The following is a 25272-nucleotide window of genomic DNA, read 5'->3' on the forward strand; positions in this document are numbered from 1 at the left end:
TTAGTGTCTTTCCTGATTAGTCTAGAGCGTATTTGTACTCTTCGCGTTGGAGGGCTATGTTAGGTGAGCTCCATTTGCGGTTTCCATATTATTTATATCATCTTCATTGAACCTGGGGATTAAGGCATTCCGAATAACGATAATATAGTGTTATGGATACTTTACAAGACACACCGGTCTACATTCTCGGTGCAGGTTTTTCAAAGGCAATAAATGATTCTATGCCTTTAATGAACGAGCTTGGTGAGGCAGTTGCCGCTAAATTCAGAGAAAAGACGGGTCGAGAAGTCGGGTATCAGCATGGGCAGTCTTTTGAAGCGTGGCTTTCTTTAGCTTCGGTAGATATGCCGTTTATGAAGAGTTATGAGAATCTTCAGCGTGCAGCGGATGCAGAGTTTTTGGTGTCCTTGATAGCTGAGGAGCTCGATAAGGTTATCGGCGACGGAGATTCCTTTAAGCTTCCTCTTTGGTTGTGTCAACTTATAGATGTGTGGAATGTGGAGCATGCGAAGGTTATAACGTTCAATTATGATATTTTGCTCGAACAGGCCATTAATAGAGTTCGGCCTCTTATTGTCGAGAGCAACCAAGTAACTGCAATGTGCGCTGACCAGTTGGTTTTTCCTAGGCCGAATGCCGAAAGAGATGGCTCGGCCATTGGTTTTGATACTGAAGCTCCCTTTTTGGAATCTATGCAAATTCTGAAATTGCATGGTTCATTAAACTGGTACTGGGCTGCAGATGATGCATTGGGTTCTTCTTTGAGAAGGGTTCCTGTCAGAAATTTGGGTGTAACGGAAGATTATTCGGTTCAAGGACTAGACAGGTTTCTTATTCCTCCGGTTTCCGAAAAATCTAAGTACTATCATCCATATCTAACTCGTTCCCTATGGAGGGATGCGTATGATGCGATTAGAAATGCCTCATCGATTACATTGATGGGGTATTCTCTTCCGAAAACAGATTCGGTTACGGTGGATTTGCTATCCGCTGTAGATCCGACCAATGCGTCGCTTAACACAGTTGATTTAAATCCAACTAAGGGCAATAAAGACTCGTTAAGTAAACGAGCGAGGCGTGCTACAGGTATTAATCGATCAAAGACGCGTGAATATGGTGGGCGTAAGTGTTTTGAACATTTCGTTAACGAACGTGTGAAGAGACTGGCAAGCAATTTACCATTGAAGGAGTTGTTGAGTGGGAATTCTTATTCCGGCGTACTGTTGATGGCGCACGATGCTCAATTATCTGCTTACCCGCGGTTTAAAACCCTTAAGATTCAGGATTCAAAGTTAGTTCCAGGAGATTACGTCGATCCCGGTAATATCAGTGCAATCTCTCCTGGGGACAGTATTTATGACGGGAATAGTGAGGAGCGTTATTATGAAAGCGACGAGTTGCTTGATGTCGAACGCGCCGATAGAATTCTGCAACAGAAAGGGCCTATCGTAATTACTCGTCCAGATTCAGTTGGGAAGAGAGTTCATAAATATAGCGCAATAGGTGCTCAAGCTGTTCCTGTTGGTAATCCTAGGGACATTGCTCTCCAAGTGACACAGATAGGTTAGTCGCAGTTGCAATGCCTCTTCGAATATGTCCGTGCTGTATTCCTCGTACGGAAGATCGAGGACGATGGGGTTGACCGCGTTGCTGCTCATGAATGCCATTGTAGAAGCGTATATTCACAAACATGATTAGCGAATCCACTTTGCAAGACCTACGTGATTTCGTCGCAGAGCGTGGCTGGGGTAAGTACAACACTCCCGACGCTTTGGCGCGCTCCATCAGCATCGAGTCCGGCGAGCTGCTCGAGTGCTTCCAGTGGGCCCCGGATGCCGCAGACCCCGACACGGAGCACGTCAAGGAGGAACTCGCCGACGTCCTCATCTACTGCATCGACCTAGCCGACGCCTACGGCTGGGACCTGGACGACGTAATCCTCAGCAAACTCGCCAAGAACAAAGTCAAGTACCCAGCAAAGGCCGTCAAAGGCAGCTTCGGCCAGTACCGAGAGTTGCACGGGGATGCTCGATAGACAGTTAGCTTATCTTTTCAAGCCCAACAAATAACCAAACACAGTCCGCCACATATTGTGGCTGGACACACCGCATGCGCTGTAGTATGCTGGAGCGTATGCGCATTATCATCCACGCTCACGCCCTTGCTCACGGTCTCACGCCAGGGCAAGTGCAAGAGGCATTTGAGACCGGCTCGAACGGGGCGACTATACGCTACCGCGACCGCGCCAGCGAGCCGCAGCGATGGGCGACCGTAGGCTTCGACGCGCAGGGGCGGGCCATTGAACTTGTGTTTATCAGAGGCAACGACAACGCAGTGCTCATCATCCACGCGAATTATCTGACGCAAGGGTTTGCAGGCGAAATACGAACAGGAAGGAAATGAACATGAACAAGGAGCAATTTATTGCGGACAACGGCACGGTCGTTACCGAGGAAATGATTGACCAATGGGCGCAGGAAGCCGAAGCGGGGTTCCCGGGTGCCACCATAACCCCGTTCAAGGGGCGAGCCTGGGAAGTCGAAACGGAGCCGCTCAAACCGCGAACCATCCGCGTGAGCGACACACTCTGGAACCTCATCAAGAAGGATGCGGCCGCGGAGCACACCAGCGTCAGCGACTGGACCCGCCAAGCCCTCACCAACGCCGTAGCCGCACGGTGACCTATTTCTCATACGTGAAGCAACCCCGGGCATAGGGAGGTCAACGTGGTGATTGAGGGTCGTTTGAGTCGAATTTCGCTATAACTCGAAAACCTCTATTAGGGCCTGCTCCAGCCTGCCGGTTTTCGCGGGTTGGAGCGTGTCGCAGAGTTTGATGTTGTCCGTTTCGATGCGTATTTCGCTGCTAAACCCGAGGATATAGCGCCGGCAGATCTGGTAGATGATTTCCGTGGGCGCGCAGCCGTACACCTGCTCGGCGAAGATATGGTTCAGCCGCGCCGCGTCGTTCGGGTAAAGCGCTCGCATGCGGCGGCTACGGAACAGGCGCCGCACGATTTCAGCAACATACATGCCGGATTTCATGTACAGATCAGCAAAAGTGGCGTCCGGATTGTCAAAACACCTCGGGTTCTCCCGTTCCAGCCGGTCCACCATGTCATTGACAACGGCCCGAGGCGTAAAGATTTGATTCGTCCTCTGCGGCGGAATGTAGTCGAAAATGTCTTCGCTGTGTAGCAAACCAGCCAGCCAGTGCTCTTTGGCATGAAAGTCGCTGCTACGCAGCTAAGACTGTACCTAAGTGCAGCTCCTAAACTCCGGCATCACGCAACTCCACGGATACGCCATAAACCAGAGCCCCTGCCAGGTGTCCAAGTATTCCACCGCACCCTGAGAGCGTGCCTATTTTCAGATGGTTCCGGATTAGGTGTGTAGTCTATTCTAATCCATTCCCAAAAGGTATATAGACAAGCGGCACGAGTGATTTATCGTTTTGGAGATTTTTCATCTCATTATCGAAGAAGATGTCTGGCTTCAGCTGATTGAGTATCGGTGTTTTGTCGAGTCCGCCGAGGAAGAACGCGTCATCTACCGTTAATCCCCAATGTTCCAGCGTGCGAACGGCCCTTTCGCTCGCGTAGCCATTTCGTGCAGTGACTAGTGATATTCTCAGGTCAAGATCTATCCCGGTGTTGCTTCGCGCAGCTTTCTGTAACTTGTTCAGACCTCGAAGCAGTGGGGCTAGTGGTCCGAGCTCTATAGGCTGTTTGGCTAGTTCCTTCTCGGATTGTTGATAATCGGCAAGTGCGCTATTGGGGTTCGATTCCTGCATCTCGGCAAACTTTCTGTCCGCGGAGTCGCCTGCAAGCACGCCATCAAAATCGAAGGCCACGCATAAATCATGAATAGCGGCAGGAGGGATATTTTCTTTCGGGAGAACGTATCCGGCAGTGTCTCCATTTGACATTGCAGCTTCCACATCATCGGCATTCCCAGAAAGGAACAATGACATGTTGAGAACTTTCATAAACTCCGAGGAAGCCTTTCCACTTCGGAATATGGCTCGTGAAATTCCCAGATTGTGATGCTCGATGCTCTTCATTACACGAAGCCCTGTTTGTGGACTGTTTCGTGACATCACGATAACCTCCACGCCACCAGTATCGCTATCTTGGAAGAATTGGTTGAATTCCAGCAGGCGCGAGATAAAGGGGAATGCAGGCCCTTCTGATAAGGGCTCTTCACTGTGTTCATTTTGGTAGTCCGCGTAAGCTTTAACGCCTTGCTCTCTATACACCTTATCGCTCTCAGAAAGGTCGAATAGAGCACTGGAGGCGATTCCTATGACCAGGTCTTTTTGCTTCAGTTTTTCTTCTGTCTGTTGCTCCATTGCCATTCCTTATTCCGTGAATTTACCAGCTGATATTCGTATGTTATCATTGCAACTCCTTCACCTTATCGAGCAGGTGCGCGTAGGTATCCACCTTCTCGTAGTGGACATCTTCGGCGAGGTGGAGCTTGTTGAAGAGCTGGTCGGCGCACTTGATCTTGCTGTCTTCGATGGCGCGTAACTGGAAAGTGTCCATCGAGCCTTTGGTCTCGGCGACGAAGTACAGGTGCTTGAGGCCGTTTCCTTCACGGAAAGCCACCGCCCAGTCTGGCGCGTAGCCGCCGACTGGTGTGGGAATCTGGAAGCCGCGCGGGAGCTTGGCGTAGACCGCCACTTCCTCTGCAGCATCGAGATTCTCTGCGAAACGGCGTTCCACGCTTTCGTGCGCGCTGCCGTCAGGGAAGACCCAGTCCTGCACGCACTTGTCGGCTCGGTAGGCGTCGGTCTCGTAGTGAACGCCGCTGTTGCGAGTGAAGATGTCGGATTCGTATTCGCCTTCGATGCGGTCGTAGCTGATGTGGTCCACCACCATCGCTGCCTTCTGCTCGATGATGATCTTACCGACTCTCGCGATGAATTGTTCAGGATTGTCACGGAACATGAGGAACTTGCCGCGGTTGATTGACTTCAGAATCTGCGCTGCGCATTTGCGAGTGATGAGTGCAGCTTGTGAGATTTCGCCGAGCAGGTCATAAGTGACGCCGTTTGCGGCATCGACTTCCAGATTAGAAGTTCGTGTCTCGCTTCGTTCGAAATGTGTGCCAGCCGCTAGTTCAATGCGAGAGCCTGTTTCTCTTTGAGTGCCCTTCGTTACGGTATACGACAGTTTGGATACAGTCAGCGTTGAGTTGATTGCTTGGACTGCGTTACGAATCAGTTCAGCATCGTCAAAATCCACAGTATAGGCATATTTGTGGTTGATTCGCTTCCACAGGTCTTGGAACTCTTTCTTCTCCCAGTTGTCGTTCAAAGGATTCTGCTCGATTTGGCTTTTCAGAGCATTGCCGATGAACATCGACGTGATGCCTTCCAATACGGAGTTCATAACCAGACTGATGGCAGGTGCCTTTTCCTGCAGCTCGTCAGGCAGCGTAGCAATGGACTCTTTCGTGAAGCCTTCGTCTTTGTATTTAGCGGTTGGCTTACCGTCGCGCCCGAGCAAGCCACAGAATATCAGCGAATAGATGATATCTGATGCTTCGTGTTCATTGAACGTGATGTCAGGTTCTCCAGCATGTTCGGGCCCAAGATTTTCGGCCGGGATACATACATGTGTCAGAAGAGCATTATCGATGACGGCCGGGCGCTCGCGGAGTTTAGAAGTCATGTCTTTCTGCAAAGTTTGGGCAAACTTCTCGTAGCTTTCGGAGGCGATGACGGTGAGCAGATTAACCTGCTGGACCAATCCGTCTCCGAGAACTGTCGCGTCTTGGCGCACGCCGTCCTTGTTCACGCACAGGCGCAGACCGCGACCTACCTCCTGGCGTTTGCCGACTTCGTTGTCCGAGTGCTTGAGGGTGCAGATTTGAAACACGTTGGGGTTGTCCCAACCTTCACGGAGCGCCGAGTGGCTGAAGATGAATCGCGTTGGTTCGTTGAGGCTGAGCAGCTGCTCCTTGTTCTTGAGGATGAGGTCATATGCGCTGGTATCGTCGCTTTCGTCTGAGTTCCGCGAAGTTTTTGAGTCGATGGAGTGGCCTTTCTTGTCGATGCTGAAGTACCCCTGATGCACGTCTTTGCCCCAAGTGTGGCGCAGGAAGTCATGGTATCCATGTCCGTCGTCCAAGCGCCCGTCGAGGAACCTGGAAACGCACCTGTCATATTCTTCCTCGAAGATGTTCGCGTACTCGCCGTTGACTGCTTCGCCATTATCGTCGTACTGGCGGTACTTGTTGACATGATCGATGAAGAAGAGGCTCAGGCATTTGATGCCTCGTGCCCGCAGCTGTTCTTCTTTGTTGAGGTGGGAGAGAATAGTCTCGCGTATCTGGATACGGCGAAGGTCTTCCTCCGTCCCGTCGTTGAGTACTTGGCCTTTTTGGAGCGTCTCCCCGTTCATGAAGCGTACGTATCCGAGCTGGTCGTCCTGATCTGGAACGATGCCGTCCGGGGCGATTACCCAGCCATCGCGGTATGCTTCCAATTCGCCTGAAGCGGTGTAGAGATTGTCGTTTTCATCGAACGTGCTGATGCCGGTGGTTACAGAGCCTGAAGAGGAAAGCTTCTTGTATTCGATACGGGCTTGCGGTGGCCTATTCTTGCTGACGATGATGTCTTGGAGGTAGAGGTATCCGTCGGTGCCGCGCATATTGTTCAGCTCGAAGCCTTTGACTTCGATGCGTTTGACCAAGTGTTGGTTATAAGCATCAAGAGAGTCGAGAGAATAGATGATATTGTGCGGGTTGTCATGGGTTGCGGAGTAGTCGAGCATGAACAGAGGCTTGAACCGTTTGAGGCCTTTAAGGGTCGCGCTACCGCTGAGTTTTTGAGGTTCGTCGCGAATGATGATGGGACGTACTGCGGCGATGACGTCGATAGGCTTGCGTGATCCGAACTCATCGCGCTCGGAGAAGATGATGCGGGATTGCTTGTTGTGGGCATCTTCCTTCATGGACGTATTGAACGCTTGCATGTTGATAATCATGACTGAGATATCTTGGGACTGGGCATATTTGTCAAGCTCATTGAGATTGTTGGAATCGTAGATGAACCAGTTGAGTTTCTTCTCGTAGCCCTCGGTGCCGTCTTGCCCGGACGTGTAGAAGTAATCTTGCGTCGTGTCCAGTGATTTGGCCACGCCTTCGCGGATAGCAATGGACGGGACCACGATGATGAACTTCGTCCAGCCGTATCGGCGGTTGAGTTCGAACATGGTCTTCGTGTAGACGAATGTCTTGCCTGTTCCGGTCTCCATCTCGACCTTGAGTGTCGCGGCACCCAGATTCTGGTCGGCCTTTTCTTCTCCGAGTTGCTGCGATTCGACCAAGTTGCTATGACGTTGTATCCCCTGAATGTTCTGTAACAGCTGTTCGGCATTCAGCTGCACGTCGGCATTGTGGTATCCGGTGTCGTCATCCAAATCCGAACCTGTAAAGAGGGAAGTTCCGCGGTTTGCGGCATCTTGAAGAACATCGGCTTTCTGCGTGCCGACGTCTCGGATATAACTGACCGGCGCCTGCTTGGGCTGGCCCTCGAATGCATCACATACGGCGTTGGCAGCGTCGGTCTGGTATTGGTACTGAGAGAACTGGAATTTCATAGCACTGTGTCTTTCAGATGATGCGAATCTTGGTCTGACCGTCAATGGCATTGGCGGTCTGCTTGAAGATTTCCGCGAAGTTCGTGCGAGCGGCGCTGTTGGGCAGGCTCTTTTCGGCCACGACTACGTACGAAGGACGAGGCTCTTGATTCGCCATCGCGCGAATGAGCGATTCGGGAATGTCCGCGTCGAAACATGCCAGCAGCTGCCCACCGTTTACGCTGTACACAGTGTATCCAGCAAACTCTTCGCTTTGCAATGTTTCGATGGAGGAATCATAACCGAGCTGGAAGGTCGGCAACGCTTCAAAGAGCAGGTCAAGCGACGAGCGCTCGCCTTTAGTGTTGTCTACATCTAGGTCAAGCGTATCCTGCGAGTATTGGTTCGGTTCCTTATGCAGCTCCGCGTAATTCGAAGAGTCCACACGAAGCACGCGAAAACCGATATCTGGTACTTGCTGAGGTTCGCCGTCTAACGATGGCTGTGCACTCTTCTTTTCAATCTCAGCTTTAATCTTCTCGCCGGCACGTCTAATGCGTTCTTCGCCAATTTCACAAATGTTTGTATATTCTCCGCTGGTCTTCTCGGGAAGCTGTACAAGAATAAATGGTCGAGAGCCACCATCTTCGGCATTCTTTTTTATCACAGCATGAGCTGTTGTCGCTGAGCCCGAGAAAAAGTCGAGCACTAAATCATCATCGGAAGTGATTATTTGCAGAATTTTCTTCACGAGCCCGACAGGCTTGGGATTGTCGAATATGCTTTTGCCGAGTAATTCTTTCAGAGTGTTGCTGGCTTTCTTATTCCCCTCGATGTCGTTCCAATAATTAGATACTTGTTTTGTGCGGTTTTCCAGATAGTATTTTATGTAAGGTTTGTAATTTCCGTCCGGGTCCTGTTTCCATACAACGTAGTCTTCCATGTCCCATTTGGTGAATTGTTCTCGTGACCCCCTCCAGCGACTTTCATAGCCGCCTGGACCTATTGGATAAACAGTTGAGCCGTCTGGCGCGGTTAAGGAATAATAGAGATTCGGCCTATTCTCGCGCCTATCGTTCGAACCTGTCTTGCGAAATTGCAAAATACTATAGCGACCGTGTTCGTCAGACATGTTGAATCGGGCAATGTCTTTCTCTGATAGCGGTAGACCATGCAAGATTACAGCTGTCTTATGGTTTGCGTATAGCAAGAGGTAGTCTATGCTGCTCCCAATATCTTTTGCATCTTGCCCGGTAGTAGTGCCTTTTGAGATTGCGATGCGGCCGACAAAATTATCTTCACCAAAAGTGAGGTCAAGTATTTTCTTAAGATTATCGAGCTCATTATCATCTATGCTTACGGCGATGATGCCATCGTGAGTCAATAAATCTCTTGCGAGCAGTAGTCGGGGATAAATCATCGAACACCAGTCAGAGTGGAACCGTCCGTTGCTCTCTGGGTTAGGAACTAGCTGTCTGCCTTCTTCGTCATAATCGCCGCTCTCGGCTCGGTCTTCATCGGCGCTCTTGGAGAAGTGGTCGTTGTATATGAAGTCATGGCCAGTGTTGTATGGCGGATCGATGTAAATGAGTTTGACTTTGCCGGCATAAGTTTCGCGAAGAATCTTCAAGGCATCGAGGTTGTCGCCTTCGATGTAGAGATTCTTGGTGGTGTCCCAATCCTTGCTGCGTTCTTTGACTGGGCGCAGCGTTTTGGCAATAGACGTGCGAGCTTCCGCTTTGGCTGCCTGCTTGCCGGGCCAAGTGAACTGATAGCGCTCGCGCTTGCCTTCGACCACGTCGCCCAAGTCTTCGCGTAGCGCATCGAAATCGATGGTCTGTTTGGTTTCGCCGGTTTTCGGATCCTGAACTTCGGTGGCTACATCAGGGAAGAGCTCGATGAGCTTCTGAATATTCTCATCGGTGAGATTCGGTGTGGAAGCGCTGATATGCTTGATGTCGCTCATTGCTCTGCTCCTTGTAGTTCCTTGAGTTCTGCTTCGACCTGTTGAATCTTGGGCCAAAGCTCATTGCGTTTGGCGATCTGATCCGTTTTGGCGTGTGCCTTGCTTAGCCGTTCTTTTTCTGTTATAAGCTCCATTATCCGCTTGCGACGCACAATCCGGCGGTCGACGTGTTCCGGTCGAGCGTTGTGGAAGATGACCTGCGAACACAGCGAATCCCATGCAACGTCGAGATTGTTTCCTTGAAGCGACAGCCGAATTGCAGCAGCGGGGGTGGTTGTTCCAGTGTATAAATCTGCGAATGCCAGACCCTCAGCAACGTTCGCATTCCGAAATACCGCAAGAGTGCATTCGTTGCCGAATACGCAGACGAAGAATACATGGCTTGTGTGATTCGATACGTCGTCGCGGGTTCTGGCGATATGATCCATGACTTCAAGCGGCAGAGAGTCGGTCTTCATAAGCAGGCCGATGACTTCAATTTCTTGTGTCGTTTTCCCGCTCGCGATTCCGGTCTTTGCCTCTTGAATCACGGCAAGCATGGTGATGGTGTCGATGTCGTCAACGAAATGCCTGCGTAGACGTTTGGAGACGTGGGTGTTGTTGTAGAACTCTTCCTTCGTGAGATTCGCCCTGTTGCTCGGCACGGTTGTAGTACTTGGCAAGCCAAGAGTCAGAGCCGTTACCGACCCACATGAAGCTGCGCTATATATCATCATTCGCCGTCCTCCGGCTTCACCACAAGGAAGCAGATGAGTTCGAAATCATCGAGACCTTGCACGCCGGCATCCAGGAAGCTTGTGGTACCGCTGGAGAAGAAGCTGTTTTGCGCCGACTGAGCGTCCTGCTCAATGATGCTGCTTATAGCCATGTCGAGTAGATTTGAGGCTTTGCGCATGTCTTTGCCATTGTTTGTCTCGCGGTTGTATATCTTGCAAAGGTCGTTGTCCGGCGCGGTTTTCCCCTTGCACAACGAACGCATGAGGTCCAAGCAGGCTTTCGGTTCAAGGTAGGTGTGTAGAATCTCGCCATTGCTTTTTACATAGACAAGATAGAAGGGGTAGATGCGGTTTTTGTCCGCTTTCGATTTCTTCTGGTTCAGTTCTTTGTTGATGTTGCGGAGCACGAACAGGATTCCAGGTTCTTCTCCGCGAACAACAGCATTGATGCCGGTAGGTGTGTGTTCGATGTTGGGATTGTTTTTGTGGTACTCAACCAAGTCCATGCGAAACTCGTTGAGTCCCAGATCGGTGATGCTGATACCACCATCCACGTCTTCAAGGTCTGGCACTTCGTCCTGCATCTGCTGAAGCTGCTTAGCGCGATACTCTAGGTCGCCATTTTCGTCTTTGTTGATGAGGTCGTCATCGCCGGTGCTTGTCATGACTGCGATGCGCATGCGGGCTTCTACGCGCTCCTTGAGTTTCAGATAGCTGTCAAGCTTGATGTTCGGCCAGAAATTGACCAGTTGGATGCGGTCATTTTTTGAGCCGATACGGTCGATACGACCGAACCGCTGAATGATACGAACAGGGTTCCAGTGGATGTCGTAGTCGACCATCATGTCGCAGTCCTGCAGGTTCTGCCCCTCGGAGATGCAGTCTGTGGCGATGAGAATGTCGATGTTGCAATCCTCCAAGTGTGGGGCGACTACGTTGCGTTCCTTGGAGACGGGGGAGAAGCAGGTGAGAATGTTCGTCATGTCGCCGCCGACTCGCTTGATGGCGCACTGCCCGGCTCTGGTTCCGGTTATCTCCGCAGCCTGAAGACCAAGGTTCTGAGCGTATTGACGGACATTATCGTACAGGTAGTCGGCAGTGTCTGCAAATGCGGTAAAGATGAGGATCTTCTTGTTGCCGGCGTTGATGGGGTTGACCTGCTTGTCTTTGATGATGCTGAAGAGCTCTTGGAGCTTGGCATCATGGGCCGGGTCGATATCGGTAATCATCTTGAGAAGGTTGTCAATTATCTTAATGTCAGCCTGGATGAGATCGCGCCAGGACTTCCAATCCATATCGGCGATGGCAAACTGTCTTTTACCGCTGGTGGTGAAGTCAAGGTCGTCGGTCATCTCAACATCGTCCTGATCCAGATCAAGGGCTTCGCCGAGCTGCTGCGATACTGTTTCGTCAGCTGCTTGTCCGTGGGCTATTGATTGCTCATACTCGTTGATTTTGCTCACTGTAGCGGTCATGGCTTCGCTGATTCGCGAGAGTGTCATGCGGAATGAGTTCACACTGCTTTCGAAGCGTTTGAGGAGGTTGGTGGCCATCAGCTTACGGATGCCGTTTTCGCGGCCAGTTGTTGTCAGTTCCAGGCCTTGAATCTCTTCCTCATCAAAATACTTGGGTTTTCGCGAGTCTAATATAAATTCCGATGGTGTGTAGAGAGCGAGTTTAAGCTTCTCGATTTCGGCATAGATTTTGTTGTAATCCACAGAGTTAGGGTCAGTGGAAAGCGGCGGCCGCTTGTTGATAGGCGCATTCCGTTTTGGGAACGCGCCGATGGCGTTCATATCATAATATTTCTGGATATGTTTGCGGCTTCGCGCCACGGTGACTTGATCGAGAATGGTGAAGAAGTCATAGTCCAACATGTCCATGAGGCGCTTGGTTGTTCTCTCCTCTACGTCAAGTTTCATCCAAGCGGAGTAGACTTTCTGAGCTTTGTGGAAGACGGAGTCGATGTCAGCGTGCAGCCCGAACTTCTCCCGCCAGTTATCGTTATTGCCTTCGTATGCCAGGGCAAGTTGGCTTTGCAAATCACGGAACCGGTTGTTGACCGGGGTGGCAGAGAGCATTAACACTTTGGTAGGAACGCCGCTGCGGATAACCTTGTTGAGCAGTTTGTTGTAACGGTTCTCCTTACCGCCGGCCTTGGCTGCGGAGTCGCTGCCATTGCGAAAATTATGGGATTCGTCGATGACCACGAGGTCGTAGTTACCCCAGTTGATTTGGTCGAGACGAATGCCGGTGGCAGAGCGGCCGTACTCGCGGCTGAGATCTGTGTGGAACAGTACGTCATAGCGCAGGCGATCGTCGGCGATGGGGTTGTTCAAGACGTTGGACTTGTATGTCATCCAGTTGTCGCTGAGCTTTTTCGGGCACAGCACCAGAACGTTACGATTGCAAGATTCGAAGTACTTGATAACAGCCAAGGCCGTGAATGTTTTGCCCAACCCTACAGAGTCCGCGAGAATGCACCCGTGGAACGAATTGAGTTTGTTGATGATAGCGATTGCAGCGTCTTGCTGGAAGTCATAGAGCATATTCCAGATTTTGCTGTTCTTGAAGCCGGTGCCTTCTTTTACCAGTACATCTTCGCTGGTATCCAGAAGGAAATCGTTGAAGATGCGGTAGAGCGCCATGTAGTAGATAAGCTCGGGAGCGTTCTCTTGGTACATCTGCTCGATGTTGCTAATTACGGTGTCAGTCACGTCGTGCAGCTGACCCGAATCCCAAGCCTGATTGAAGGAATTCAAAAACCCTTCAGTTTGCGATATATCCAGCCTAGCGACTATTGGGTTGGAGGCGGTATGGCGGCTGGTACCAAGTTGAACTGTGGAGAACTCTGCGAATGGCATGTATCCGACAGTCTGCTCAGGTGCAACTGAGTCATTTTCATCCCGGTTAACCGCATTGGTAATGACTGATTGATTTGGTGTGAGACCGTCGCCAGTGTTGGCGTGTTCTATGCTAAGAAAAGAAGGCAAGTTGAACTGCTCGTCTTGCGGAGACATGAATCGAGCGTGAGACCTCCGGATCCAGTCGGCACATTCAGAGGCGATGGCCTTCTGTGTCAGTTCATTTCGTAGCTTGATTTCCAGCTCGGTGCCGTATAGCCCCTGCTCGCGGTTGAGCTGCGGAATGTAGAACTCCCGCTGTTCCTTCTTCTGAGTGTCTTTAGTAAATGTCTTGGAAGTGAAGATGAACCGAAACTCATCAAGCTGCTCCAGCTGATCCTTAAGCTCGCGGTACGCATACATCGAGAACAGCGACGAGGCAATCGACACCTTGTCGCCGCTCTTGATGGTGCGCACCAAATCGTCCTTGACCAGCTCGGTCCGGTTATCAATAAATCCTGAAGGCATAGGTACCAGTATAGCTTGATTTCTGAATGCTTTTGGGCAAACAGAATCTACTTACATGAATCATTATTACGACCTTAGCAGTTCCCATACGGCTGTAGCTTGTGCTCTCACACTTGCGTCTGTGAGAATCGGGGAGGCAATCTCGATGTTTCCGGCGTGTTCTTGTGAATTTCCAAATATTCTTGCCTCGCGAATCTGGGACAAAATAGGTTCAGAGGAGGGGTACTTCTTTGCAAGAGTGGATTGGATGCCGCCAAGCATATCACAGTTGTTCTCAAGGAATAGAGGATACCTTCTTTTTAGATATGTCTCAACGATAATGCGTAGATTTCTTGCGATATCACGAAAATCAACTCGTTTTTGCCCGATACGAGTATGGTGCAAGTAGGCATCCAGTTGTTTGACCATTCTTGAGTACTCTGAAGTGCAGATTTCTTGAATGCTGCATGGTTCAATTATCGAATACGAATCATTGCTGCTCCCTGTGTCGTGTTCATCCTCATCTTTCTCTTGAGATGTTATTTCAAGCGTTTTCCAATCTTCAACTTGGAAAGCATTTCCGTAGCGTTTTGTGATTGAGGTTTGCATCTCATCCAGGAAGTAAGGATCATGACTAAGCAGAATCATCTGATTTGCAGATGCCGATATTTGAGCTAGGTGCATTTCTGTGTTTTCGCGTCGTCCGCGGTCCACGCTGGATATGGGATCATCCACAACAATTATTTTGCTCGATAGATTAGGGTCGCTTTCCACTTTTGCCAAAAAGAACGCGAGTGCGAGGGTGCTTTTATCGCCTTCACTGAGTGCCTCCTCAAACGAAGGTGCTTTGCCGACTTGAAGACTGACGGGGCAATTGCGCATTTCAATCGTGTAATCTGCTTGCGGGTCGCTGCTTCGAAGATTGCTGTGCATGTCAGAAATACGAAAGGAAACTCCGAACGTTTTTAGGATTCGATTGATCGCCTCTTTATAATTTGATATAATATCGTTCATCTGTTTCTTATAATCGTCATTTGACTGTTTGAGCGCCTGCGCTAATGAAGATTCTTGCGCTGCTAGTTCTGCTCGCTTCCTAAACAACTTTATCGTCGTTTGTTCGCCGCGCTTAGCTTCGATTTCAAGCTTCTGTATTTGCTGTGAGATGCTTTCTGTGCTTTGCTCTGCAATAGTTGTTTTGTATTGCGTGATGGCTGTGTTCGCATCTTTGATTTTTGCGTTGAGGTCTTGAATTAGGCTTGATACTTTTTTCCACGTAAATTCCAGTTTGCCCACGGGGCTTACTGCATACTGCTTGTCGCTGCTGTTAACAGTCTCTATGGGAGTAAGTGGGTTGGAGCTTTTAGAGCGGAGGGCATCGTGAAATTGTGCTGCTAATAGGCTAATATCTGATAAAATGCTTGCTGTGTCGAATTGTATTTCTTGCACTTCTGTCAAGTCGTTCCAGTTCGCAATTCCTGCCGATATGGTATCGAGCTCGCTTACAAATTGTTCTATGATTGAGTTATTGCTGAATGCGTCTGCATCGCGCACGAGATTGTGTATCTGTGCTAGCAAATTATTGTACGCTTTGCTGAAATATTCACGGTAGATTTCTATGATTTCTGCGTTTGAAGTTTCCTGCATGCAGAATGGGCATTGAGAAGTGTCCATGTACTCGAGACCGTTTTTGAGCCATTCTGCATAGTGGGGTTTACCGTGTGTCAGTTCATCAAGCTTGGCGGTAGCTTCTTCACTTAATGATTCGATAGATGAGTGAAGAACCTCTTTTAGGTTAGAGATGCTTACGGTAGGGAATGGTGATTTCAGGGTAGCTATTTCTGGCTTCCGCTGGATTTTAGCCGCATTACGAGAGTCTGACAATTTTCTTTGCAAGGTTGACAGCTCTACTTCAAATTGTTTATCTCGTTCGCGGGATTGTAGCTTTTCGAAATCATTGATAGAGCAGCCACTTCCGCAGATTTGCTGTATTTGTGATTCGCACTCTTTGAGGTCGTCATTTTTTTGCTTACGTTGTTGCTTTAAAGCGTTCTGCTTTTCCGCTTCATTGACGGACTGTTCTCCTAGTGCGAAGGAGAGCAAATTTTGCCGCTGAGAAGACATGACAGTTGATCCTGTGTACACATTATTTTTAATGAAATAAGAATCGTAGATTTCAAAGGCATTGGCGTGTGCATCGCCTGCCCATTTCCCGTTTTCAAAAGTTGCTTCGCCTTTATTAAATCTCATGATGACTTTGAGGGGCTTGCCTTTTTGATCGACTGTCTGTCGGCGATTCAGAATATCTGGGTCATTATTATTTAAGCTACGAAAGATTGCGCATAGCGTTGTTTTGCCATGGCCGTTTTCTGCGTAGACGCGCGTGAACTTACCGAAAGAGTCATCATCTGTTTTAACGTTTTGAAGCAGTCCAATATTTGCAATTTGTGGGATGCCTGTAAGCATGTCCTGTCTCCTTTGGGTACTTACTGCGGTCTGTCTGTTTAGTTCTGCTGTTTTATGATTGTGGTTCAGATTCAATTGTTGGCAAATTGCAACAGTTATCGGCTATTTTCCGTCTTGAGCCTCCTCAAACTTTCTCTTCATGGTTTCGTTTCCCCGCGTGAGCTTGCGGATGGTTACGTCCTGAGCCTTGTCATTGGCGAGGCGCAGGTTGCGCTGGGAGCCGGTGAGGGCATCTTTGATCTTGTTGAGGTGATCGATGGACTTGTCGATTTCCGTGATAGCGGTGCCGAAGCGGCGTGCTGCAAGCTCGTAGTTGCGTCCAAACGCATCCTTGAACTCACTTAACTTTTCCTCGAAGTTCGTGATGTCGACGTTTTGCGCCCGCTCGGCGGCCAGCTCCTTCTTGTATTGCATCGACCCGAGTGCGGCATTGCGCAGCAATGTGATAATCGGTATGAAGAACTGCGGCCGCACCACGTACATCTTCTCATACTTGTACGAGACGTCCACAATGCCCGCGTTGTACAGCTCGCTCTCCGGCTCCAGCAGCGTCACCAGCACGGCGTATTCGCAGCTCTTGTCGCGCCGGTCCTTGTTAAGCTTCTTGAAGAAGTCCTCATTGCGGTGCTTCTTGGAAAGCGTGTCCTCGTCGTTCTGGTTCTTCATCTCGAACATGATTGAGATGACCTCGGTGCCAGCTTCGTCGCTTTCCCGGAAGATGAAGTCGCCCTTGGTGCCGCCGACGCTCGTGTCGTTATCCTTCTCGAAATAGGCGGTGGGGAAGGCGGCGGCGCGGATCTTGTTGAATTCGCTCTGGCAATACTGCTCGAGCGACTCGCCGATCTCCTTTGTGCTCAGTTTCGACTTCATGTCGCGCAGCCGCTCTATCTGGTCGTCCCGATCCTGGATCTGCGTCTCGTACTTTTCCTTGAGCGACTTCGCCTCAAGACTGTTCTTGAGTTTCGCTTCGTCCAGGCTGTGCTGCAGCTCAACTATCGTGCCGTCCTTCTTTGCGGCCGCCTCCTGTAGTGCGGCCTTGCGCTCAGCTTCGGCGAGTTTGGCTGCGGCTGCCTTCTCACTATTCGCTCGTTCCAAATCATTCTTGAGCTGGTCGCGCTCCTTCTCTACGGCGCTCACGGCATCGGTTATCTCATGCTGTTTGGCGCTCTGCGCGCCGTCCAGTTCGTTCTTAAGCGAGCTGATCTCTGCGTCCTTCTTTGCGATTGCCTCGTTGAATTTTCCGGTGGCCTGGCTTTGCGCCAAGTCAAGCGCCGCCTGCCGCTCATGCTCGGCCTGGTCAAGCTGCGCCGTTAGGGAGCTGACCTGCTCTTCCAACGGCTTGAGTGCATCGTTCACCGCGAGCTTGCGCGCGGACTCCTCGCCATCCAGCTGTGCCTTGAGTTCCTGGGCTTTGGTATCCAGCTGTGCCCGGAGCTCCGCAATTTCGGCATCCTTGCCGGCGGCCGTCTTCTGCAGTTCGCCTGCAGCCTCGGCCTTGGCGAGCTCCAGCTCTTTCTGCCTCGCGTCTTCCGCCGCTTCCAGCCGCTCGTGCAGCTGCTTGTCGAACTCCTTATCGCGCACCTGCTTGACGATGTCGGCGTAGCCCGCTTCGTCCACTGTGAACATCGCTCCGCACTTCGGGCATTTGATTTCATGCATTGCGTCCTCCGATGCTTCATTGCATGCTTCGGATATTTGAGGTATCCCACGCAAGCTTTTGTACATAATATACTATGTTGCATGAATATGATTCGAACCCAGTGAAGATGGGTAAGCGTGAGGTATGTGACAGCTTTGTCTATTCTGTGGCTTTCGAGATTTATACAAGGCCGGGATTGTGTAAGTATGAACATTTACTTTGATTGAAGTGCATCAATGACGTGTGAATACGAATCATAAGTCACGTAATTAGTGTCCATCAGCACAAGCATTCGCTCACGTGACGTATGTACTATTCGCTTTTGCAAATTTTCCCAAACGCACCACAACCCCACCCCTTCATGTCGGTTGCCAACCGCCGTAACCGTGTTCTGAATGTGGCGTTTCGCCTGCCGCTGCGCCATATTCTGAATATTGACAAGGAGGTTGACGATGGCGTTTCATGAGCAATCCGTGATGGATTATCTGTCGAACAGGCGTGATTTTGTGCCGGCTGCCGACTTGGCTGAGGCGCTTAATGTTTCTGCACGCACGGTGGAGCGAGCCGTTAAGCATATCAACGCTTCGAACCCCGGAGCGGCCCCCATTCTTTCCCGCCGGGGCAGGGGATACCGTGTTTCCGATTCCTACGCGGCTCCGAGCGCCGACCCGTTCGCCTTGCCGGTTGACGCCGTGGTGGCATCATCGTGGCGAGATGGCAGTGGCAGCGGTAACAGTAATGGCAACGGCAGCAGTAACAGAGGAAACAGTTCCAGCCGCTCCAGCAACAGCACCAACGGTTCCAGCGGCGACACAGCCGGCAGAGAGCGCATGGGCGGCCTGACGTCCGTGGAACGCCGCAGCGAAGTGTTGAAAACATTGCTCATGACCGCGCCTCAGCATCACCGGGTCACGGACTTGTGGGGCAGATATTTCATCAGTGATTCCGCCATCGCCATGGATGTGCGCAAGTTGCGCGACATGCTCGCCGGCTACGACTGTACCGTGGAGCGCAGCGGTGACATGGTGTGGGCCGCCGGCCCGGAGTCCGGCATTCGCAAGGCCATTTGCGACCTGCTCTCCAGCTCTGACGTGGTGAAAACCGGACGGTTTCTCAAAACCGATCAGCTGGTGCAGCGCCGTGACGCTGCGTTCGTACAGCGCCAGCTCGAGCACATCGAACAGCTCACCGGCGCCAACATCACCTATCCATACAGCGTGAACTTGTTCACGCACCTCTACATTCTCATCGAACGTTACCGTGAGGTGGGGGTGCTGCCCGCGGAGAACATTCCCGCCGAAGCGCGCGCGGACCTCGAGCGTCACCCCGGCTGGCTGGCGGTATGCCGGTCCATCATCCACAACGTCAACGCGTATCTTGACACGTCCCTGCCCGAAATCGAAACGTACTACCTCTACCAGTACCTCTCATCCTCGCGCATTGACACCGCTCTGCCGCAATCCCAATCACAGGAGATGCCGCAGCTGGTGGGCGAAGTGACGCACTGTCTTATCGCCGAGGTGCTTGCCGCACCGCGATACCGTGACATCGATGGCGACGAGTTGTTCGTGAGCCTGGCGAAACACATGAAACCGCTCATCAACCGGCTGCAGAACAAGATTCGCGTCAACAACAACCTGCTCGGTCAGATCATCCTCGAATATCCCGACCTGTTCCAAACGGTGAAAGAGGCGGTGGCACGCACGGCGGAACGGTTCGGATTGCCTCAAGTGGACGACGAAGAAGTGGGATTCATTGCCGTGTATTTTGCCAATGCATTCGACACGGTGCGCCCCAAGGTCAATATGCTGCTGGTGTGCACCACCGGCATGGGTACCGCTCAGCTGCTGCAAGGCAAAATCGAGCGCAGGTTCTCCGAATTCAACATCGTGAGCACGGTGGCCTCCAAAGATTTGCGCCATGTGTTGGCGCAACACCCAGAGGTCGATCTCGTGGTCTCCACAGTGGCGTTGCCGCACGACATCAAAGCGCCGGTTCTGGTGGTGAGCGCCATGCTCACCATCGAAGACCAGCAGCGTCTGGAACGGCAGGCGGACGCCATTCGTTCCGAGCGCTTGGCCCGGGACGCAGGGGGTGAACAATGAAGCGACTCGTGAACTGGAACGATACCGAGATGCAAAGGTGCCAAGACATGCCGCATGCGTTGGAAACGGTGGCCGTCTATGCGCAGCGTCAAGGGTTGACGGGCGACCAGGCCGCGCTCGCCGCCGCACTGCGCGAGCGCGTGTCCGTGGGAGACGTGATGCTCGCCGCCGGTCTGGTCAATCCGCACGCCAAGAGTTCGTGCGTGAAACACAGCGCGTTGATATACATCAATTTCGGTGGTGAAGCGCGGCCGCGAACCCGTGGGTTCAACCGCATGATGGTGACGCTGCTGCCCGAACGCCCCGACGCCGAGGACGTGCAGGAGATGAAAGCCTGGTATCGCGCTTTGGCTGACGAGACCATGTTGGCGCATCTGGCCAACGGAACAGAACAAGAAATCCGGTCGCTGGTACTGGAGGAAGGGGAATCATGACCGAACCGAGCGAAACTGACACGTCGGCGCTGGCCGAGGTGCTTGATGAGAGAACGATCGTAGCGGGTCTGGAGGCGTATGGCAAAGATGAGGTGTTCCAAGACCTCACCAAGCGTCTTCTTGACGCCGGGTACATCAGCGATGCCGATGCGTTCATCGAAGCTGTTCACGAGCGTGAACGGCAAGGCGCCACCGGCATCGGCGACCATGTGGCCATTCCGCACGGTCGCAGCGATACCGTCGTGCGTAACGGCATCGCCATCGCCGTTCTGCGCAACGAAGTGGCATGGGAATCCTTGGACGACACCGGTGCCAAAGTGGTCGTGCTCTTCGCCGTCGGCTCCGACGACGCGGATTCGAAACGGCACCTGCGACTGCTTTCGCTCTTCGCGCGCAGACTCGCCAAAGCCGACGTGGTCGCCGCGCTGACAGCGGCCGACAGTGTGGGCGACGTCAGGCACGCACTGCTTGGGCAGTGACGTGCGCGTGACCTGTACAGGTCTCAGCGTCATAGCGTCGCAGTGACATAACACGTTTGGGCGCGCCTGGCGAAAGCTCAACACAACAAGATACCAACCAAACACAAGGAGAACCAGATGAACATCGTAGGAATCACCGCATGCACCATCGGCATCGCGCACACCTATCTGGCGCAGCAAAAGCTCGAGGATGCCGCGAAAGCCAACGGAGACAACATAAAGATCGAAACCCAAGGCACCATCGGCATCGAGAACGCGTTGACCGCCGAAGACATTGCCGCCGCAGACGTGGTGATCTTGGCGGTCGACGTCAAAATCGCCGACGAGGGCAGGTTCGAGGGCAAGAAAGTGGTCAAGGTCTCCACTGACACCGCCATCAAATCCCCGAACAAACTCATCGCCAAACTTCACGAAATCGCCGAGAAATAAACCGTAAGGCAACACCACATATAACGAAAGGAAAGGAGAAGTTCAATGAAGAATTTCTGGAAGCAAGCAAACTTTAAGGGCCATCTACTCACGGCCATCTCGTACATGATCCCGATTGTGTGCGGAGCCGGCTTCATCATCGCCATAGGCATGGCGTTCGGCGGCAAGAGCCAGGACTCGCTTGTCATGGGCAAGTTTGACTTCTGGCAGGCGCTCGCCACCCTCGGCGGCAAAGCCTTGGGTCTGCTGCCGGTCATCATTGCCACCGGCATCGCCTTCTCGATTGCCGGCAAGCCCGGCATCGCTCCCGGTTTCGTGACCGGTCTGGCAGCCGTTTCGATCAGCGCCGGCTTCATCGGCGGCATCTTGGGCGGCTATATCGCCGGCTGGCTCGCCTTCGCCGTGCTCAAGTATTTCAAGGTGCCGAGTTGGGCGAAAGGCCTCATGCCCACGTTGATCGTCCCGTTCTGCGCCTCGCTGGTCAGCGGCCTGATCATGGTCTATATCATCGGCACGCCGGTCTCGTGGTTCACCAACTGGCTCACCAACTTGCTCACCAGCCTCAACGGCACCTCCAACCTAGTGCTCGGCGGCGTCATCGGCGGGCTGAGCATCGTCGATTTCGGCGGCCCGATCAACAAGACCGTCTTCGCGTTCGCCCTCACCCTGCAGGCCCAGGGCATCAACGGCCCCGTCACCGCGCTGCAGCTGACGAACACCGCCACCCCGATCGGTTTCGGCTTCGCCTACCTCGTTGCCAAGCTGCTGCGTAAGCGCATCTACACCAACGAAGAGGTGGAGACCCTGAAGTCCGCGGTGCCGATGGGCGTGGTCAACATCGTCGAAGGCTCCATCCCGATTGTCATGAACGACATCGTGCGTGGCGTCATCGCTGCCGCCTGCGGTGGCGTGGTCGAAGGCGCGATCCTCATGTCCCTGACAGGCGGCAAGGGTGCGACCGTGCCCTTCGGCGGCTTCCTCATGCTGCCCACCATGGGCGGGCTGTGGTGGGTCGGCCTGCTGGCCATCGCTGCCAACATCGTGGTGACCGGCATCGTCTACGCCATCATCAAGAAGAACATCCCCGCCGAGGAGCTGGAAGGCAAGGCCGCCAGCGCCGAGGATGAGGACGATCTGGATCTGGACGACATCCAGGTCATGTAACCACACTTGCCGCCGCACATTGCCTATCCTCGCGCGGCGGCATCCCCGTCCACATGATGCTCCTGCCGCAACGCCGCAACGGCACGGCAGGAGCGTACGAACGAAAGGACCACAATGACGACAACTTCCACCGCAGACCTTAAAGCTGGTCGTCCCATCCAGCTCGCCCCATCGTTGATGACGATGGATCTCGACCAGTTTAAGGAACAGATCGAGTTTCTCAACCCGCGCGTCAACATGTACCACATCGACATCATGGACGGCCATTTCGTGCCGAACATCACGCTTTCTCCCTGGTTCATCGAGCAGACGCGCAAGATCTCGAACGTGCCCATGAGTGCCCACTTGATGGTGACCGACGCTCCCTTCTGGGTGCAGCAGCTCATCGACATCAAGTGCGAGGAGATCAGCATGCCCGCCGAAGTGACCAACGGCGTGGCGTTCCGACTCATCGACCAGATTCACGACGCAGGGCTCAAGGCCGGCATGGTGATGAACCCCGAGACCCCGGTGAGCGCACTCATGCCCTACATCGACCTGCTCGACAGCGTCATGGTCATGACGATCGACCCCGGATTTGCCGGTCAGCGCTTCCTTCAGGTGTGCCTCGACAAGATCACCGAGCTGCGCGAGCTGCGCGAAAGGCACGGCTACACGTATCGCATCGAGATGGACGGGTCCACCAACCGTAAGCATTGGAAGATGATCTCGGACGCGAACCCCGACGTGTACGTTATCGGCCGCTCCGGTCTCTTCGGCCTCACCGACAACATCCAGGACTCCTGGAACCAGATGGTGGACGAATACGAGGAGACCACCGGGTATCGCTTCGATACCGGTCGTATGCAATGAAACGCATGAGCATCAGGAGCTGCAATTCTTGCCATCATGGCGAGGGTGTTGCAACCGTATTCGTTGTGCGGCAGGTGGGCATATCTGCCAGCCGCACAACGAATACGAATCACTATGAATCACATGGCATTGATCGATGACAATCATGCCGGTACTTACGCACGATAGAGGAACAATATGGCACAATCATTTACTTTTACGGTTACCGATCCCGACGGCATCCACGCGCGCCCGGCCAGTGAGCTGGTGGCGAAATGCCAGACGTTCTCATCAACAGTGCATTTGGCTCTTGCCGGGCATGAGGCTGACGCCAAGAGCATCCTTGCGGTGATGGGACTTGGAGCCAGGAACGGTGACACCTTGAACGTAAGCGTTGACGGAGACGACGAGCAGGCTGCGGCAGCGCAATTGGAGACGTTCTTTAAGGAGAATCTGTGATGAGGAACATTCAAGGCACTGGAGTATCGGCAGGTGTCATTCTGGGGCATATCTCAGTGTTCAGAGAAAAGAACGCCGTTGAACGTCACGACGTGCAGGACCGCGATGCTGAACTGGAACGTTTCCACGCAGCGCAAACCCGTGCTGAAGAACAGTTGGACGCACTGCGCATCAGCACAGCGGCATCCCTGAGCGAGAACGAGGCACAGCTGTTCGACGCGCACAAGCTGATATTGCAGGACCCGGAGTATGTCAGCTGCATCGAACAATCCATCAGCGGCGAGGGGGTTAATGCCGAGTACGCCGTCGAAACTGCCTCGAGGACGTTTGAAGACATGTTCAAGGCGATGGACAACGACTATATGCGTGCGCGCGCTGCAGATGTGCACGATGTCTCACAGCGCCTGATATCGGTGCTGACGGGGGAGTCGGGAGATAGTGGCGCTGTTGCCGGTGGCGATGAACCAGTCATCATTGTCGCCGACGATCTCACGCCAAGCCAGACAGCGCAGCTTGACCGTACTAAAATTCTCGCTCTGGTCACAGCCAAAGGGTCCAGCAACGCGCATACCGCAATTCTGGCCCGAACGATGGGATTGCCTGCGGTAATCGGCATAGGTAATGCATTCGATGTTCGCGATGATGGTCATGAGGCCATCGTGGACGGTACCGGCGGCACTGTGCTTATTGACCCGGACCAGGCAAGTCTTGAGCAATACCGCAAGCAGCGCAGCGACTGGGAGGAACACCAGCGCCTGCTGCAAGAGCTGAAGGGCAAACCCACCCAGAGCACCACAGGACAGAAGGTGAAATTGTATGCCAACATCGGGCGCCCCTCTGACGTGGACGATGTGCTTGCCAATGATGCGGAAGGTATCGGCCTGTTCCGCAGCGAGTTCCTCTACCTCGACAGCAGCGACTACCCTACGGAAGAGTTTCAGTTCGAAGCGTATCGCGAGGTGGCGCAACGCATGAACGGCAAACCGGTGGTGATACGTACGCTTGACATCGGCGCCGATAAACAGGTCGACTATTTCAATCTCGATCATGAGGCCAACCCGGCGCTCGGCTACCGCGCGATTCGCATCTGCCTGACCCGACCCGACATATTCAAAGTGCAGCTGCGCGCCATTCTGCGTGCCTCGGCATTCGGCGACGTGTCCATCATGCTGCCCATGATCACCGCTGTGAGTGAAGTGCGCCAGGCCAAGGCGCTCATTGAGCAAGCCAAAAGCGAACTTATGGACGAGCATGTCGACTTCGACGAGCACATCGCTGTCGGCATTATGGTGGAAACGCCTGCTTCGGTGGTGATGGCGCCGGAATTGGCGCAAGAAGTCGATTTCTTCTCGATCGGTACCAATGATTTGACGCAGTATACGTTGGCATGCGATCGGCAGAATCCCAATCTAGGACGTTTTGCCGATCCGCACTCGCCGGCTGTGCTTCGCATGATTGAAATGACCGCCAAGGCTGCACATGATGCCGGCATTTGGTGCGGCATCTGCGGAGAGCTGGGAGCTGATCGCGAACTGACCGCCACATTCCTGCAATACGGGATCGATGAGCTATCGGTCACGCCATCGAGTGTGTTAGCAGTGCGAGCGGCGGTGCGTGAACAGTAGTTGTCTTGATTGTCTTCTAGTGAT

At 52.7% G+C, this 25272-nt stretch carries 20 protein-coding genes; 12 read left to right on the forward strand and 8 right to left on the reverse strand.

Features of this window, described 5'->3' with window-relative positions:
- The first annotated feature begins 152 nt into the window (after window positions 1-152).
- From ACSYSO_RS03820 to ACSYSO_RS03835, 4 genes are all read left to right on the forward strand, one after another.
- Window positions 153-1568 (forward strand): hypothetical protein, encoded by a 1416-nt coding sequence (locus tag ACSYSO_RS03820; RefSeq protein WP_491701518.1) that lies wholly within the window; start codon window positions 153-155, stop codon window positions 1566-1568.
- Between the two features lie 122 nt (window positions 1569-1690).
- Entirely contained in the window at window positions 1691-2035 is a 345-nt protein-coding gene (locus ACSYSO_RS03825) for a nucleotide pyrophosphohydrolase (protein ID WP_491701519.1), read from the forward strand.
- Between the two features lie 98 nt (window positions 2036-2133).
- A complete protein-coding gene (locus ACSYSO_RS03830; protein WP_489798416.1) occupies window positions 2134-2403 on the forward strand; it encodes a hypothetical protein in 270 nt (89 codons plus the stop codon).
- 2 nt (window positions 2404-2405) lie between these two features.
- On the forward strand, window positions 2406-2681 hold the full coding sequence (locus ACSYSO_RS03835; protein WP_491701520.1) for a hypothetical protein: 276 nt from the start codon (window positions 2406-2408) through the stop codon (window positions 2679-2681).
- A gap of 78 nt (window positions 2682-2759) precedes the next feature.
- Here ACSYSO_RS03835 and ACSYSO_RS03840 read toward each other — a convergent pair whose 3' ends face one another.
- From ACSYSO_RS03840 to ACSYSO_RS03875, 8 genes are all read right to left on the reverse strand, one after another.
- Window positions 2760-3116: a hypothetical protein gene (locus ACSYSO_RS03840; protein ID WP_491701521.1), complete on the reverse strand. Its 357-nt coding sequence runs from the start codon at window positions 3114-3116 to the stop codon at window positions 2760-2762.
- Between the two features lie 280 nt (window positions 3117-3396).
- Complete coding sequence (locus ACSYSO_RS03845) at window positions 3397-4350, reverse strand: 5'-nucleotidase (RefSeq protein WP_491701522.1); 954 nt, start codon at window positions 4348-4350, stop codon at window positions 3397-3399.
- Window positions 4351-4396: 46 nt separating this feature from the next.
- Window positions 4397-7609 carry a restriction endonuclease gene (locus tag ACSYSO_RS03850; protein WP_489760776.1) on the reverse strand — a complete coding sequence of 1071 codons (3213 nt, stop codon included), beginning with the start codon at window positions 7607-7609 and terminating at the stop codon, window positions 4397-4399.
- 13 nt (window positions 7610-7622) lie between these two features.
- Entirely contained in the window at window positions 7623-9554 is a 1932-nt protein-coding gene (locus ACSYSO_RS03855) for a site-specific DNA-methyltransferase (protein ID WP_489760777.1), read from the reverse strand.
- Window positions 9551-10216: a DUF4391 domain-containing protein gene (locus ACSYSO_RS03860; RefSeq protein ID WP_491701523.1), complete on the reverse strand. Its 666-nt coding sequence runs from the start codon at window positions 10214-10216 to the stop codon at window positions 9551-9553. Before ACSYSO_RS03860 ends, ACSYSO_RS03855 begins: the two co-directional genes overlap by 4 nt.
- A gap of 50 nt (window positions 10217-10266) precedes the next feature.
- Window positions 10267-13641: a helicase-related protein gene (locus tag ACSYSO_RS03865; RefSeq protein WP_489760779.1), complete on the reverse strand. Its 3375-nt coding sequence runs from the start codon at window positions 13639-13641 to the stop codon at window positions 10267-10269.
- A gap of 66 nt (window positions 13642-13707) precedes the next feature.
- Window positions 13708-16083: an AAA family ATPase gene (locus ACSYSO_RS03870; RefSeq protein WP_489760780.1), complete on the reverse strand. Its 2376-nt coding sequence runs from the start codon at window positions 16081-16083 to the stop codon at window positions 13708-13710.
- A 102-nt stretch (window positions 16084-16185) separates the two neighbouring features.
- Window positions 16186-17742, reverse strand: a complete 1557-nt coding sequence (locus ACSYSO_RS03875) for a DUF2130 domain-containing protein (RefSeq protein WP_489760781.1) — start codon at window positions 17740-17742, stop codon at window positions 16186-16188.
- Between the two features lie 432 nt (window positions 17743-18174).
- Between ACSYSO_RS03875 and ACSYSO_RS03880 the strand changes: the two genes are divergently transcribed.
- The 8 genes from ACSYSO_RS03880 to ptsP all read left to right on the forward strand — a co-directional run bounded on the left by ACSYSO_RS03880 (window position 18175) and on the right by ptsP (window position 25248).
- Window positions 18175-19827, forward strand: a complete 1653-nt coding sequence (locus tag ACSYSO_RS03880) for a BglG family transcription antiterminator (protein ID WP_489760782.1) — start codon at window positions 18175-18177, stop codon at window positions 19825-19827.
- Complete coding sequence (locus ACSYSO_RS03885) at window positions 19824-20261, forward strand: hypothetical protein (protein ID WP_489760783.1); 438 nt, start codon at window positions 19824-19826, stop codon at window positions 20259-20261. The genes ACSYSO_RS03880 and ACSYSO_RS03885 overlap by 4 nt, the downstream gene beginning before the upstream one ends.
- Entirely contained in the window at window positions 20258-20740 is a 483-nt protein-coding gene (locus ACSYSO_RS03890; protein ID WP_489760784.1) for a PTS sugar transporter subunit IIA, read from the forward strand. The genes ACSYSO_RS03885 and ACSYSO_RS03890 overlap by 4 nt, the downstream gene beginning before the upstream one ends.
- 117 nt (window positions 20741-20857) lie before the next feature.
- Window positions 20858-21169, forward strand: a complete 312-nt coding sequence (locus ACSYSO_RS03895; protein WP_489760785.1) for a PTS fructose transporter subunit IIB — start codon at window positions 20858-20860, stop codon at window positions 21167-21169.
- 45 nt (window positions 21170-21214) lie between these two features.
- Complete coding sequence (locus ACSYSO_RS03900; RefSeq protein ID WP_489760786.1) at window positions 21215-22333, forward strand: PTS fructose transporter subunit IIC; 1119 nt, start codon at window positions 21215-21217, stop codon at window positions 22331-22333.
- Window positions 22334-22447: 114 nt separating this feature from the next.
- Window positions 22448-23185: a D-allulose 6-phosphate 3-epimerase gene (gene alsE, locus ACSYSO_RS03905; RefSeq protein ID WP_489760787.1), complete on the forward strand. Its 738-nt coding sequence runs from the start codon at window positions 22448-22450 to the stop codon at window positions 23183-23185.
- A gap of 177 nt (window positions 23186-23362) precedes the next feature.
- Complete coding sequence (locus ACSYSO_RS03910; RefSeq protein WP_489760788.1) at window positions 23363-23623, forward strand: HPr family phosphocarrier protein; 261 nt, start codon at window positions 23363-23365, stop codon at window positions 23621-23623.
- The gene (gene ptsP, locus ACSYSO_RS03915) at window positions 23623-25248 is read left to right on the forward strand and encodes a phosphoenolpyruvate--protein phosphotransferase (protein ID WP_489760805.1); all 1626 of its coding nucleotides are present in this window, start codon (window positions 23623-23625) and stop codon (window positions 25246-25248) included. The genes ACSYSO_RS03910 and ptsP overlap by 1 nt, the downstream gene beginning before the upstream one ends.
- Window positions 25249-25272: the final 24 nt, after the last annotated feature.

This window comes from Bifidobacterium sp. ESL1130 (genome assembly GCF_058507935.1).

Bases quoted from the DNA above. Each gene is read 5' to 3' on its own strand.
- ACSYSO_RS03820 (WP_491701518.1), top strand. From the start codon at position 153: ATGGATACTTTACAAGACACACCGGTCTACATTCTCGGTGCAGGTTTT.
- ACSYSO_RS03840 (WP_491701521.1), bottom strand. From the start codon at position 3,116: ATGGTGGACCGGCTGGAACGGGAGAACCCGAGGTGTTTTGACAATCCG.
- ACSYSO_RS03825 (WP_491701519.1), top strand. From the start codon at position 1,691: ATGATTAGCGAATCCACTTTGCAAGACCTACGTGATTTCGTCGCAGAG.
- ACSYSO_RS03875 (WP_489760781.1), bottom strand. From the start codon at position 17,742: ATGCATGAAATCAAATGCCCGAAGTGCGGAGCGATGTTCACAGTGGAC.
- ACSYSO_RS03845 (WP_491701522.1), bottom strand. From the start codon at position 4,350: ATGGAGCAACAGACAGAAGAAAAACTGAAGCAAAAAGACCTGGTCATA.
- ACSYSO_RS03890 (WP_489760784.1), top strand. From the start codon at position 20,258: ATGACCGAACCGAGCGAAACTGACACGTCGGCGCTGGCCGAGGTGCTT.
- ACSYSO_RS03830 (WP_489798416.1), top strand. From the start codon at position 2,134: ATGCGCATTATCATCCACGCTCACGCCCTTGCTCACGGTCTCACGCCA.
- alsE (WP_489760787.1), top strand. From the start codon at position 22,448: ATGACGACAACTTCCACCGCAGACCTTAAAGCTGGTCGTCCCATCCAG.
- ACSYSO_RS03880 (WP_489760782.1), top strand. From the start codon at position 18,175: ATGGCGTTTCATGAGCAATCCGTGATGGATTATCTGTCGAACAGGCGT.
- ACSYSO_RS03885 (WP_489760783.1), top strand. From the start codon at position 19,824: ATGAAGCGACTCGTGAACTGGAACGATACCGAGATGCAAAGGTGCCAA.
- ACSYSO_RS03855 (WP_489760777.1), bottom strand. From the start codon at position 9,554: ATGAGCGACATCAAGCATATCAGCGCTTCCACACCGAATCTCACCGAT.
- ACSYSO_RS03865 (WP_489760779.1), bottom strand. From the start codon at position 13,641: ATGCCTTCAGGATTTATTGATAACCGGACCGAGCTGGTCAAGGACGAT.
- ACSYSO_RS03895 (WP_489760785.1), top strand. From the start codon at position 20,858: ATGAACATCGTAGGAATCACCGCATGCACCATCGGCATCGCGCACACC.
- ACSYSO_RS03870 (WP_489760780.1), bottom strand. From the start codon at position 16,083: ATGCTTACAGGCATCCCACAAATTGCAAATATTGGACTGCTTCAAAAC.
- ACSYSO_RS03835 (WP_491701520.1), top strand. From the start codon at position 2,406: ATGAACAAGGAGCAATTTATTGCGGACAACGGCACGGTCGTTACCGAG.
- ptsP (WP_489760805.1), top strand. From the start codon at position 23,623: ATGAGGAACATTCAAGGCACTGGAGTATCGGCAGGTGTCATTCTGGGG.
- ACSYSO_RS03850 (WP_489760776.1), bottom strand. From the start codon at position 7,609: ATGAAATTCCAGTTCTCTCAGTACCAATACCAGACCGACGCTGCCAAC.
- ACSYSO_RS03900 (WP_489760786.1), top strand. From the start codon at position 21,215: ATGAAGAATTTCTGGAAGCAAGCAAACTTTAAGGGCCATCTACTCACG.
- ACSYSO_RS03910 (WP_489760788.1), top strand. From the start codon at position 23,363: ATGGCACAATCATTTACTTTTACGGTTACCGATCCCGACGGCATCCAC.